This is a genomic window from Sinorhizobium terangae (assembly GCF_029714365.1).
Lineage (GTDB): Bacteria > Pseudomonadota > Alphaproteobacteria > Rhizobiales > Rhizobiaceae > Sinorhizobium > Sinorhizobium terangae.
In genome coordinates, this window is the sequence record NZ_CP121659.1 from 922523 (window position 1) to 935428 (window position 12906).

Annotated in this window: 12 protein-coding genes; 8 read left to right on the top strand and 4 right to left on the bottom strand. The window is 60.8% G+C overall.

All coding sequences use genetic code 11. The features are described 5' to 3' along the window. Positions 1-145: 145 nt before the first annotated feature. Positions 146-577 (bottom strand): PaaI family thioesterase, encoded by a 432-nt coding sequence (locus tag QA637_RS04365; protein WP_283063866.1) that lies wholly within the window; start codon positions 575-577, stop codon positions 146-148. 237 nt (positions 578-814) lie between these two features. On the opposite strand from QA637_RS04365, the gene QA637_RS04370 reads away from it, so the two are divergent. Next, positions 815-1636 (top strand): enoyl-CoA hydratase, encoded by an 822-nt coding sequence (locus QA637_RS04370; RefSeq protein ID WP_283064871.1) that lies wholly within the window; start codon positions 815-817, stop codon positions 1634-1636. 3 nt (positions 1637-1639) lie between these two features. Here the strand turns inward: QA637_RS04370 and QA637_RS04375 are convergent, their stop codons facing one another. Further along, positions 1640-2476, bottom strand: a complete 837-nt coding sequence (locus tag QA637_RS04375; RefSeq protein WP_283063868.1) for a DMT family transporter — start codon at positions 2474-2476, stop codon at positions 1640-1642. 196 nt (positions 2477-2672) lie between these two features. Here QA637_RS04375 and QA637_RS04380 point away from each other — a divergent pair, with 196 nt between their 5' ends. From QA637_RS04380 to QA637_RS04390, 3 genes are all read left to right on the top strand, one after another. Further along, positions 2673-3101 (top strand): CoA-binding protein, encoded by a 429-nt coding sequence (locus QA637_RS04380; RefSeq protein WP_153436922.1) that lies wholly within the window; start codon positions 2673-2675, stop codon positions 3099-3101. Positions 3102-3220: 119 nt separating this feature from the next. Beyond that, complete coding sequence (locus QA637_RS04385; protein ID WP_283063871.1) at positions 3221-4504, top strand: O-acetylhomoserine aminocarboxypropyltransferase; 1284 nt, start codon at positions 3221-3223, stop codon at positions 4502-4504. 41 nt (positions 4505-4545) lie between these two features. Continuing rightward, positions 4546-4890, top strand: a complete 345-nt coding sequence (locus QA637_RS04390; protein WP_283063872.1) for a cupin domain-containing protein — start codon at positions 4546-4548, stop codon at positions 4888-4890. A gap of 17 nt (positions 4891-4907) precedes the next feature. On the opposite strand, the gene QA637_RS04395 is transcribed toward QA637_RS04390, so the two are convergent. After that, positions 4908-6134, bottom strand: coding sequence for a right-handed parallel beta-helix repeat-containing protein (locus tag QA637_RS04395; RefSeq protein ID WP_283063873.1), 1227 nt, complete (start codon positions 6132-6134; stop codon positions 4908-4910). Between the two features lie 103 nt (positions 6135-6237). Further along, positions 6238-7485 (bottom strand): cytochrome P450, encoded by a 1248-nt coding sequence (locus QA637_RS04400; RefSeq protein WP_283063874.1) that lies wholly within the window; start codon positions 7483-7485, stop codon positions 6238-6240. A gap of 213 nt (positions 7486-7698) precedes the next feature. Here QA637_RS04400 and QA637_RS04405 point away from each other — a divergent pair, with 213 nt between their 5' ends. From QA637_RS04405 to clpX, 4 genes are all read left to right on the top strand, one after another. Next, on the top strand, positions 7699-8556 hold the full coding sequence (locus QA637_RS04405; protein WP_153436927.1) for an endonuclease/exonuclease/phosphatase family protein: 858 nt from the start codon (positions 7699-7701) through the stop codon (positions 8554-8556). A 21-nt stretch (positions 8557-8577) separates the two neighbouring features. Beyond that, positions 8578-10137 carry a phospholipase D family protein gene (locus QA637_RS04410; protein ID WP_283063876.1) on the top strand — a complete coding sequence of 520 codons (1560 nt, stop codon included), beginning with the start codon at positions 8578-8580 and terminating at the stop codon, positions 10135-10137. A gap of 285 nt (positions 10138-10422) precedes the next feature. After that, positions 10423-11055, top strand: coding sequence for an ATP-dependent Clp endopeptidase proteolytic subunit ClpP (clpP, locus tag QA637_RS04415; RefSeq protein WP_153436929.1), 633 nt, complete (start codon positions 10423-10425; stop codon positions 11053-11055). A gap of 290 nt (positions 11056-11345) precedes the next feature. Further along, on the top strand, positions 11346-12623 hold the full coding sequence (clpX, locus tag QA637_RS04420) for an ATP-dependent Clp protease ATP-binding subunit ClpX (RefSeq protein WP_136504267.1): 1278 nt from the start codon (positions 11346-11348) through the stop codon (positions 12621-12623). Positions 12624-12906: the final 283 nt, after the last annotated feature.

Below are 12906 nucleotides of genomic sequence, written 5' to 3' on the forward strand. Positions count from 1 at the left end.
AAAGAAGGCGGCCCGAACGGGACCGCGATCTGCGGGCAGCTTATACGGAAGTGCGAAAATGCCGTCAAGGGCGTCTTATTGCGTCGCCTAAAAGAATGATATGTGAAATCAAAGAGTTAGCAATGTGGTTCGTGGATACCACAATTTAGCGCGGCGGAATCGAATAGGTCGCCGTGGCGTGAGCAACCAGATCGTCCGCACCAACGGGCGTTATCGAAGCGTCGAGAACCGCGAGCCGCTTGCCGAGTTTCAGGATCCGGCAGGTGCATTCGAGCGGTTCCGGCTCCGGTTTTCGCAGGAAGTTGATGTTCAGATTGGTGGTGACGGCAAGGGGAACCGGGCCGATATGCGCAATCAACGCGATATAGGCAGAAACGTCGGCAAGAGCGAATAGTGTCGGGCCAGACACTGTGCCGCCAGGACGGATGTGCCGTTCGTTCGGATCGAGCCGCATCCTTGCAAAGCCCGGTCCGGTATCGGTCACGGCGAAGACCTTGCCGTCCGTGTGGACCTGCGGAAAGTCGGTGTCGAGGAAGCTGTTCAATTCATCGACGGTCATGATCGGCTGCAGCTTCATCGCTTTCCTCCTCTTTCCCGCCTCCTTTACAAAATGCCCGCGGCGATCGCGCAAGCTGGAAAATGGTCTTACAGCGCCGCGCGTCTTTGAGACGCGCAAAGGACGCTGTAGCCACTTTGAGTTGCTGCATGTTTTTTCCTTAAATCGGATCCCATTTAAGGAAACATGCAGTAGGGTTGAAAGAGCCGCTTGAGCAGCGTACCACGCGTCACCAACGGCAATCATTCGGAGAAGGTCATGGCGGACGTCGTTTCATTCAGGAAGGAAGAGCCGAACGGCTTGCTGCTGCGCGAAGTGAACGGCCCGGTTCTGCGGTTGACGCTCAACAACCAGCCAGCGAACGTGCTGTCGATCGCCCTGATGGAAGCGCTTCTGGCCGAGTTCGATTCGGTTGCCTCTTCGAAGGACATCAAGGTGATCGTGATCGCGGCTGCCGGCAAGCTCTTTTCCGCCGGTCATGATCTCAAGGAAATGACCTTGCATCGCACCGACGAAGATTGCGGCCGGGCCTTCTTCGAGCGCACCATCCGGCTTGCCGCAGACCTGATGCTGAAGATCACCCGGGTGCCACAGGCGGTGATCGCCGAGATCGACGGTCTCGCGACGGCCGCCGGCTGCCAGTTGGTGGCAAGCTGCGATCTTGCGATCTGCACCGACAGTTCAACCTTCTGCACGCCCGGCGTAAACATCGGCCTCTTCTGCTCGACGCCGATGGTTGCCCTCTCGCGCGCTGCCCACCGTAAGCAGGCGATGGAGATGCTGTTGACCGGCGAGACGATCGACGCCTCCACGGCCAAGGATTTCGGCCTCGTCAATCGCATCGTGCCGAAGCAGTATCTGCGCCAGGTGGTTGACAAATACGCCGCCGTCATCGCCTCGAAGTCGCCGCAGGCACTAAAGATCGGCAAGGAAGCCTTCTATCGGCAGGCTGACCTGCCGATGGCGGAGGCCTATGACTACGCGGTCGGCGTGATGGTCGAAAACATGCTCGCGCGCGATGCGGAAGAAGGTATCGGTGCCTTTCTCGGCAAGCGCATGCCGGAGTGGAAGGAAGACTGACCTTCAGGCAAGCTTGAGGAGCAATGCGCCGAGCGCGATGACCGATGCGGCGGCGATGCGCCAGACGCTGACGCGCTCCTTGAGGAAGACAACGGAGATCACGACCGCGAAAAGGATCGATGTTTCCCGAAGCGCCGCGACCGTTGCGACCGGCGCTTTGGTCATCGCCCAGAGCGCCAGGCCGTAGGCGCCGAGCGATCCAGCCCCGCCGATCAGCCCGCGCCACCATTGCTGGCGGACATGCCGCAACACCGGTTTCATCCCGCGGCGAACAAACGCCCAGGCGAAAAGAAGCACGGGCGGCAGCAAAGCCATCCATAGCGTGTAGGAAATCGGGTTCCCGGAGAGCCGCGCCCCGATGCCGTCGACATAGGTGTAGCATGCGATCACGCAGGCATTGGCTAGCGCGAGCAGGATCGCATACGCGCCGCCCCTGCGGGATTCGAAGGCGAGCGTGAGCACGCCGGTGCAGATCGTCAGGATTCCGGCGACGGCGCCGCGGCTCAGTTCCTCACCGACAACGATGCTGCTCGTCGAGGCGACGATAAGCGGTGCGACGCCACGCATCAGCGGATAGACGAGACCGATGTCACCGGCGCGATAGGATGCCGCCACCAACTGGAAATAGACGAACTGGAAGATTGCCGAAACCAGGATGAAGGACCACGCTTCGGATTTGGGGAGTGGCAGGAACGGCAGGAACGGCACGGCCACGGTCGCCGCGCCGAGCGCCACCATGGCCGCATCCAGCGATTTTTCCGAACCGGCCTTGACGAGTGCGTTCCAGGTTGCGTGCAGAAGCGCCCCGAAGAGGACAAGCACGATAACATCAAGCGGCAAAATGAACCTCGGCGGGACGGTGTGGAGCGCTCCGGATTTGTGGCGGCGAGCCGGATGAAAAGCAACCGGATTCCGTCAGGCAAGGGAAATCTCCGGACCGTTGTTGAAATGACCGATGATTCTGCCCGCTTCGGTTGACTTGTGGGCATGCAGGGCCAAGTATCCAGACGTGTGAATGATCCTTGGATATGCCAGCATGAATCATGATGCCTACCCGGACTACTATCTCGCCGACATCCTGAGCACGACGAAGACGATCGCCCTGGTCGGCGCTTCGCCAAAGACAGAGCGGCCGAGTCACCGCGTGATGGCATTTCTGTTGCGCAAGGGATATCGCGTGATTCCAGTCAATCCGGGCCAGGCCGGCAGGACGATCCTTGACCAGCCAGTCGTGGCGAGGCTCGCGGACATCAAGGAGCCTATCGACATGATCGACGTCTTCCGCGCCGCCCACGCGCTGCCCGCGCTCGTCGACGAAATCCTCGAGCTCCCATCCTTGCCGAAGGTGATATGGGGGCAACTGTCCGTGCGGGACGACACGGCCGCGGCCAAGGCGGAAGCGGCCGGGATCAAGGTCGTCATGGACCGCTGTCCCGCGATCGAGTATCCGCGCCTGATAGGCTGACGACCGGGGTGCCCTGATCGCAGGCGCTCTGCCGATAAATCATGCAGCAATCAAAGTGCTTCAGTGGCCTTGCGGGTCTGATTCCGACGCGCGGCATTGGAGGTTTCAGGGAGAAACGAATGGCGAAGGCCGGTCCGGGTTTCAGCACGCTTGCAATTCACGCCGGGGCCCAGCCCGATCCGACGACCGGCGCACGCGTGACGCCGATCTACCAGACGACGAGCTTCGTTTTCGACGACACCGATCACGCCGCTGCACTTTTCGGCTTGCAGCAGTTCGGCAACATTTACACACGCATCATGAACCCGACGCAGGCAGTGCTGGAGGAGCGCGTCGCAGCGCTCGAGGGCGGCACTGCGGCACTTGCGGTCGCTTCGGGACATGCGGCGCAGCTTCTGGTCTTCCATACGATCATGCGGCCCGGCGATAACTTCGTCGCTGCGAAGCAGCTCTATGGCGGCTCCACCAACCAGTTCGGCCATGCCTTCAAATCGTTCGACTGGCAGGTTCGCTGGGTGGACTGCGCGGATCCCGCAAGCTTCGATGCCAAAATCGATGAGCGAACCAAGGGGATCTTCATAGAAAGTCTCGCCAATCCCGGCGGCACTTTCGTCGATGTCGCGGCAATCGCCGAGGTGGCGCGCCGGCATGGCCTGCCGTTGATCGTCGACAACACCATGGCGACTCCCTATCTGCTGCGGCCGTTGGAGCACGGCGCGGACATAGTCGTCCATTCACTCACCAAGTTCATCGGCGGCCACGGCAATTCGATGGGCGGCATAATCATCGATGGCGGCACCTTCGATTGGTCGAAATCGGGCAAATACCCGCTTCTTTCCGAGCCGCGCCCGGAATATGCTGGTGTCGTGCTGCACGAGGTCTTCGGCAACTTCGCCTTCGCGATCGCAGCGCGCGTTCTCGGCCTGCGCGATTTCGGGCCGGCGATCTCGCCGTTCAACGCCTTCATGATCCTGACTGGCATCGAGACGCTGCCGCTGAGAATGCAACGCCACTGCGACAATGCGCTGGCGGTCGCAAAGTGGCTGAAGGAACGCGACAAGGTATCGTGGGTTCGCTATTCCGGTCTCGAAGATGATCCGAACAACGCGCTCCAGATGCGCTATTCGCCAAAGGGGGCGGGTGCCGTCTTTACCTTCGGCCTCAAGGGCGGCTTTGAGGCTGGAAAACGCTTCGTCGAGGGGCTCGAACTGTTCTCGCACCTCGCCAACATCGGTGACACGCGGTCGCTCGTTATCCACCCGGCATCGACCACGCATCGCCAGCTCACGCCGGAGCAGCAGGTCGCGGCCGGTGCCGGACCCGACGTCATCCGCCTCTCGATCGGCATCGAGGACGTGGCCGACATCATCGCCGACCTTGAGCAATCCCTCGCAAAGATCTGAAACGCGATGCGGCCTTTCGGCCCCTTTGACATAGGTGTCCCATGAGCAATCTCCTGAAGTTCGATCCGTCTACCGTCGACGCGGAGGTTGGAGCGCCGGCGCTCGACCGGCTCATCGCTGGAAATCCCGAGTTTCGCACCTGGAACCTGGAGGAGGGGGACGGCGGCCTCTATGCGGGCATCTGGGAAGCGACGCCCGGAAAATGGAGGATCGTCTATGACGAATGGGAGTATTTCCACATCCTGTCCGGGCATTCGATCATAACCGAGGAGGGCGGAGAACCCGTCCATCTCAGGGCCGGCGACAGCCTGATCTTGAGACCCGGCTTCAAGGGGGCCTGGGAAGTCGTTGAAACGACTCGCAAGGACTATGTGATCCGGCTTTGAAGGCTGATCCCTTACGGTCACCAGCCGCCGGTCGACGTGTTCCCCCCGATGTCGTTCGTCGGATCGTCGTTGCGGATCAGGCTCTCGGAACCGCCCTCGAGCCTGTTGTTGCGCACCACGTTGTTCTGCGCGAAATCGAGATTGCTGGCGCTGCTGCCGAACGGATAGGCCGGATCCTTGAAGCAATAGCTCCGGTTGCCGTTGCGCGAATTCAGCCAGACTGCCGGCTGCGCGAGGAACGACGATGTGTAACGGAAGGTGTTGCCGGTGATCTGGTTGGATTGCGGCTTCTGATGGCGGATCACGCCGCCCTCTCCACAGTTCCGGTAGAGGAATATGCCGCCGTTTTCGGCATGCTGGAACGTGTTGTTGGTAATCCGGTTGTTCGCCGATCCGTCGACGGCGATCAACTCCCTCTTTTCGGTTGTGATCCCGAAGACGTTGTTGCTGATCGTGTTGTTGGCGGACTCGGCGTCGAGATAGACGGCGACGGAGGTTGATTTGCCGTTGATCCGCGAATTGACGAGCGCCGTATTCGTCACCCCGGGGCCGACGTAGAACGGAATGCCGCCGGGCGCGGTGAAGGTGACGTTCTCCAGGCGCACGTTCCTGGGGGCAGAAGCCTGGGCGAAGGCCGTATGGTCGGGGTTGCGCGAGGAGGCTTTCATCGTCGCGCCGTCGGCGTTCTCGCCAAGCCCGTAGATCTGGGCGAAACCCTTGATCTTGCAATTGCGTATGGTGACGTTCGTGGGGACGTCCCAGCTTCCGGAGCCGATCTGCCGGGAGCGAACGACCACCGCGGTTTTCTCCTTCCGCGAAGCGCCGGCGCTGACGTCGAGCGTCCCCCCGCCGCAATCGAGGACGGATCCGGAAGCGGCGCTTCCTTCGAAGACGATCGGATGGGTGACGACATCGGCCGATGACAGTCGAACGCTGCATTGCAGCGAAACGACACCCGTTCCCGCCGCCTTGAGTCTCGACTGCACGTCCGCGTCACAGGCCGGTTTTTCCGCTACGTTCTGTGCAGGCGGAACTGAGGGGCTCGTCGGCAGCGGAGCCGGATCGGCCGGTGTCGACGGTCCGGTCGGCGGGTCGGTGTCGGGTCGCTGCGCCGCGGGGTACCCCGGCGCATTCCTGAACGCGGCGTCGGCCACCATGGCAAGGTCGCTTTGGCAACTGCTCAGCATCAGGCCAGAAACGATCAGGCCGGATACGATCACGCTTGTGCACTTGTTTGGACGCATCGTCAGGCTCCATCGCCGCTCCGTCCGGACCGGAATAGGGCTTTATGGTTAACCGACCCTGAACGCCGCGACCTGCTACATCGGCGACCCCGCCGCCGCGGGCCTACCAGGCGACTTCCAGGCGCTCCAAGCCGTGGAAATGGAAGCTGTCCTTGACTTGCGGCTCGTGCTTGAGCCGCATGCCCGGCAGGCGGCGGAAAAGGATCGGCAGGGAAATGTTGAGCTCGAGCCGCGCCAGCGGCGCGCCGATGCAAAAGTGCAGGCCCGCACCAAACGAAACATTGGGGCCTTCGTCGCGATCCGGTTTGAATGTATCGGGTGCCGAGAACTTCCGCGGATCGACGTTGGCCGCGCCCAACATCAGTCCGATCTTGTCGCCCTTCTTGAGGGCGATGCCGTCGTCGAGCTCGATATCTGTCAGCGCATAGCGCTGGAAGATATGCAGCGGGGCCGCGAAGCGCAGGCATTCTTCGATGGCCCGTTCCGTCGAATCTTCACTTGCGAAAAGCTCAGCCGGCGAAAGACCCGATTGAAGGATCGTCCGCACCGCATTGCCGATCTGATGGACCGTTGCCTCATGACCGGCATTCAGGAGCAGGACGGTCGTCGAGATCAGCTCGGCATCCGACAGTCGCTCTCCGTCCTTCTCCGAAGTGATCATATGCGTCAGCAGGTCATCGCCGGGGTTCGCTCGCTTTTCGGCGATGACGTCGCTGAGGTAGGTGGCGAATTCGGCGGACGCCTGATTGGCGTCGAGCTCCGTCTCGAAACTCGGATTGAAGACGTACATCCGGACCATGCGATGCGACCAGTCGAGAAGGCGAGGGGCCGCTTCGACGGGGATCCCGAGCATGCGCGCGATGATGGTCACCGGGATCGTCTCGGCATAGGTCTTCAGCAATTCCACCTCGCCGCTCTTCTCGAAGCTGTCGATGACGGCGTGCGAAAGCGCCTCGATCTCCGGTCTTAGCTGCTCGATCTGCCGCGAAACGAAAGCGCGGTTGACGAGCGTCCTCAGCCGCGTGTGTGCCGGCGGCTCCAGCTCCAGCAGCGAATGCGCCTCCAGCGCATCGAAATCCTTCAAATGCGGTTTCGGCTCGGGCATGCCCAGTTCGTCGCGCGTCGCGACATGCAGAATCTGGCGACCGAAACGGCGGTCTCGCAGCAGGCCGTTTACCTGATCATAGCCGGCAAAATACCATTGCTGCCGTTCCTCCCAGAAGAAGGCCGGACATTGCTCATGGAGAGCCGCATAGGCGGGAAGCGGATTGCGGAAGAAAGCCGGATCGCGAACGTCGAGCGAAACGCGGCGACTGGAACCGTCGATCGAAATACCGGGAACTTCGGGCATGACTCAACTCTTCAGGTATGGGTAACTCGCTGCTTCATCTGCATCTCTATTGCTCCGGACGCGGGTGCCGCAAGCCTAATCGGTCGACGAATGTGCGGAGCAGGCGCTCCATGTGAGCCCGTGGTCAGGAAGCAATAAGATGCGTGGCCCGGACTTTTTCGGTGGCAGGGGCGGACCTATTTGAGCATGATGCGGCAGCAAGCAGGGAGCGGCATGGCAAAAATTCAGAACAGTTTATCCGCGGGCATTCTGGCGGCGATCCGCAGGCGACGGCCCACGGTGGTAGCGCGCGATGCGGCGGTGGACCGCGGGGACATCGTCATAGCCTCCTACAATATCCATAAATGCGTCGGTACCGATGGCCGATTTGATCCGGCACGCACGGCGCAGGTCATTAGCGAGATCGGTGCGGATATCGTGGCCTTGCAGGAAGCGGACCAGCGCTTCGGCGAACGGGCCGGCCTTCTCGACCTGGAACACCTGCGGCGCGAGGCGCATCTGGTTTCGGTGCCGATCTCACCCTTTTCAGCCAAGGGGCACGGCTGGCACGGCAACGTCCTGTTGCTGAGAGAGGGGGCGGTTTCCGACATCCGCCAGTTGAAGCTGCCCGGTGTCGAGCCGCGGGGCGCGCTGGTCGTCGATCTCGACCTCAAGGCCGGACCGCTGCGGGTGATCGCCGCCCACCTTGGACTGTTGCGCCACTCCCGAGCGCAGCAGGCCGAAGCGCTGTTGCGTGCCGCGGCCGATGGAGTCGGCCGACCGACCCTGCTTATCGGCGACCTCAACGAATGGCGGATGGGCAAGCGTTCATCGCTCAAGTTTCTGAGCCCGACCTTTGATCCATCGCATGCGACGGTCGCCAGTTTTCCGTCGCGTTTTCCGCTGCTGCCGCTCGATCGCGTGCTTGGCAATCCGCATCATCTGGTCACGTCCGTGGCAGTGCACGACTCGCCGCTCGCGCGTGTTGCCTCGGACCATCTGCCGGTAAAGGCATCGATTGACCTGAAGGCGGTTCAACACGGCGAAAGCGACCCGCGTCGCGCCGCGCTGATCGGGACGGATTCGGCTTAAAGCAGGCTGAGGCGGCGTGCGATGGTGTTTTGGATTACGGTCTTTCTTGCCATTTTGATTGCCCTCGCCGGTGCGGCGATCCTTTACATTTACGGGCGGTTTGGGCGTCGTCCCCAGGCACAGCCGTCCTTTGCGCTGCCGGTTGCCGAAAACGAAACGGAGATCGATCTGGATATCGGTCTGCTCCTGCTCGATAGCCCTCGCCAAAGCGGGGTCGCATTGATATCCGACAACATCGAGGCCTTTGTCGCGAGAGCACACTCCGCGCGACGAGCCGGGCGTAGCCTCGACCTGCAATATTATTACTGGAAGGACGACCTGACCGGGTTTCTGCTGACGCGCGAACTCGTCATGGCCGCCGACCGTGGCGTGCGTGTTCGGTTGCTGCTCGACGATATCAATGCGGGCATCCATGATCGCCTGTGCATCTCGCTTGATGCGCATCCGAATATCGATGTCCGCCTGTTCAATCCGAGCCGGGCGCGCACGGATCGCTTTCGCCGCGGCTTCGAGATGGCGATCCGCGCCTTTAGCGCTACGCGCCGCATGCACAACAAACTGTGGATAGCCGACGGCCGGTTGGCGATTGCCGGCGGACGCAACATTGGCGATGCCTATTTCGATGCGGCCGAACTCTCGAACTTTCGCGATCTGGATGTATGGTTGATCGGGCCGGTCGTCGATCAGGCGACGGAGATGTTCGATCGCTATTGGAACAGCGCCTCCGTCCTGCCGATCGCGGCGCTGCGCACGCCGCGCAAGCAATTTCTGCCGGCGCTGCGTGAAGCGCTCGATGCGCTTGCCCGCACCCCCGCCGCACGCTTCTACCTGGAACAGGTCGACAAGGCGGCCGCTGAGAAGGGCTGTTTTCGGGGCAGCCGCCCGCTCCACCGGAGCGCCGATGTCCGCATTGCCTTCGATCCGCCCGAAAAGGCACTGATGCAAAAGCGCCAGAACTGGCTGCTGCGTGAACTCTTTCCGCTGATCAACGCCGCCAAGCGCGACCTGCGCATCATTTCCCCCTATTTCATCCCGGGCGCCGAGGGAACGCGCGAACTGACGGCACTTGCCGGGAAGGGGGCGAAGGTGGCCGTGCTGACCAATTCACTCGCGGCGACGGATGTCGCGGCCGTGCATGGCGGCTATGTGAAATATCGCAAAGGACTGCTGCGCGGTGGAATAGATCTCTTCGAGCTCAAGGAGCGCGGCGATTTCATCGATCGCCACCGCATGTCCCTCTTCGGCGCGCGCAATGCAAGCCTGCACACCAAGGCCTTCGTCATCGACGGGATGATCGGATATGTCGGCTCGATGAATTTCGATCCGCGTTCAGCGTCGCTGAATACGGAGATGGGAGTCGTATTTTCGGATGAAGCTTTGGCCAAAGAACTTCAATCGATATTCGATGACGAGACATTGCCCGAAATGAGTTATAGGCTGGCCTTGGAGAATGGCAGGCCGGTCTGGCGCGATCGCACGAGTGGAACGGAAAGATGGCTGCGGCGCGAGCCGGATGCTGGCGTTCTTCGGCGGTTGATCGCCGGCGCAATCCGCTTCTTGCCGCTGGAGTCCCAACTGTGAAACGCGGACGTTTCAGGCGCGATGGGGTTTACCGATCGTTTACCGATGCATCTGCAATGCCTGTGAGCAAAGCGGCGCACACGGGGCGGTCGCGCCGGAAAAATGTTCTACCGGCAAACGGGTGGGGAGCATTTAAGGCTTTGCGCAAGGATGGCCGCGACCAATAAGCCTATCGAATGTTCGCGACTTGAAGTGAAGGGCATTGACACTCTATGTAAGGACTGAGGCTAATCCGATGATTCCCGGCCCGCGAGGGATTGCGGTCCCGATTGATGAAGGTTCGATATGAGAAATCCAGTTGATACGGCCATGGCGCTGGTGCCGATGGTTGTTGAGCAGACCAACCGCGGCGAACGATCCTACGACATCTATTCGCGTCTGCTCAAGGAGCGGATCATCTTCCTGACGGGCCCGGTCGAAGATCAGATGGCGACGCTTGTCTGCGCCCAGCTGCTTTTCCTCGAGGCAGAAAATCCGAAGAAGGAAATCGCGCTCTACATCAATTCGCCGGGCGGCGTCGTGACGGCCGGCATGGCGATCTACGACACGATGCAGTTCATCAAGCCGGCTGTCTCGACGCTCTGCATCGGACAGGCGGCCTCCATGGGTTCGCTGCTGTTGGCGGCGGGTCACAAGGATATGCGTTTCGCGACGCCGAATTCACGCATCATGGTGCATCAGCCTTCGGGCGGCTTCCAGGGGCAGGCATCCGACATCGAGCGGCACGCAAGAGACATCCTGAAGATGAAACGCCGGCTGAACGAGGTCTATGTCAAGCACTGCGGACGGACCTATGAAGAGGTCGAACAGACGCTCGATCGCGACCATTTTATGAGTTCTGAGGAGGCTCTGGACTGGGGATTGATCGACAAGGTCATCACGTCTCGCGAGGCTGCCGAGGGCGCTGAACAGGCTTGATTTCAAGCTTTTGTGTCACGACCGATGTAATTGTGACACATTTGTAATTGCTAAGGGGCTTTATCGACAGGTTAAAGCCGTTAATATGAACCAAAGTGCCGTGTCTGAGTTTGGAAACACGGTGCTCGGGTTACGGCGGGAGAGTCGTTGCGGCCGAAATTCAGGCGATTTGCCTGGTACGGTGAGTACTCCCAAGAACCTTGCGATGGGTGGCAAGCTTTTGCGCAAGGCGAATTGAGTGGTCCGGGATATCTTTCCGAAGGTGTCCGGCGTGCTGGAAGGAAGTGGAAATGAGCAAGGTCAGCGGTAGCAACGGCGGTGACTCGAAAAATACCCTCTATTGTTCGTTTTGCGGCAAGAGCCAGCATGAGGTTCGCAAGCTGATCGCTGGGCCGACCGTGTTCATTTGTGATGAATGCGTCGAACTCTGCATGGACATCATCCGCGAAGAGAACAAGACCTCGATGGTCAAGTCGCGCGATGGCGTTCCCACCCCGCAGGAAATCATCAAGGTCCTCGACGAATACGTCATCGGCCAGCAGCAGGCCAAGCGCATCCTGTCGGTCGCCGTCCACAACCACTACAAGCGCCTCGCGCATGCCGCGAAGAGCAGCGACGTGGAACTGGCGAAATCGAACATCATGCTCGTCGGCCCGACCGGCTGCGGCAAGACCTACCTGGCGCAGACGCTCGCCCGGATCATCGACGTTCCCTTCACCATGGCCGACGCGACGACCCTGACGGAAGCGGGCTATGTCGGTGAGGACGTCGAGAACATCATTCTGAAGCTGCTGCAGGCTGCCGACTACAATGTCGAACGCGCCCAGCGCGGCATCGTCTATATCGACGAGGTCGACAAGATTTCGCGCAAGTCGGACAATCCATCGATAACCCGCGACGTCTCAGGCGAAGGCGTGCAGCAGGCCCTGCTGAAGATCATGGAAGGCACCGTGGCGTCGGTGCCGCCGCAGGGCGGCCGCAAGCATCCGCAGCAGGAGTTCCTGCAGGTGGACACGACGAACATCCTCTTCATCTGCGGCGGGGCGTTCGCCGGCCTCGACAAGATCATTTCGGCCCGCGGTGAAAAGACGTCGATCGGCTTCGGCGCCACCGTCCGCGCTCCGGAGGATCGCCGCGTTGGCGAGGTACTGCGCGAGCTTGAGCCGGAAGATCTCGTCAAGTTCGGCCTGATCCCTGAGTTCATCGGCCGTCTGCCGGTCCTGGCGACGCTCGAGGACCTTGATGAGGATGCACTGATCCAGATTCTTTCGGAGCCGAAGAATGCCTTGGTCAAGCAGTATCAGCGTCTGTTCGAAATGGAGGACGTCGAACTGACTTTCCACGAGGACGCTCTGCGCGAGATCGCTCGACGCGCCATCGTGCGCAAGACCGGTGCCCGCGGCCTGCGCTCGATCATGGAAAAGATCCTGCTCGACACGATGTTCGAACTGCCGACGCTCGAAGGCGTTCGCGAGGTCGTGATCTCGGACGAGGTGGTCAAGGGAACCGCGCGGCCGCTCTACATCTACTCGGAGCGGTCCGAGGAGAAGACCAACGTTTCGGCCTAGTTGCTCTCTTTCACGATTGTTTGAAAAGCCCGCCGCGCGCGGGCTTTTTCATTTCGTGCACATAGCTGTTGAGATGGGGTCGCAGCCCGTTCGATTTAATGAAACTGTGGTTGCTAAAGTGCAGTAACAACGCGATGATGCGACGATTCAGTGAAGGCCCGTTTGCTGCCTGTCGTTGATGTTTCGACGTCCTTTCGCAAGGCCCGCAACAGCGTCCGAGCGTAAGGACTGGGAACTGTCCATGAAAGGGAGACTGCGCCGTACCTTGAAAAGGCCGCTCTTG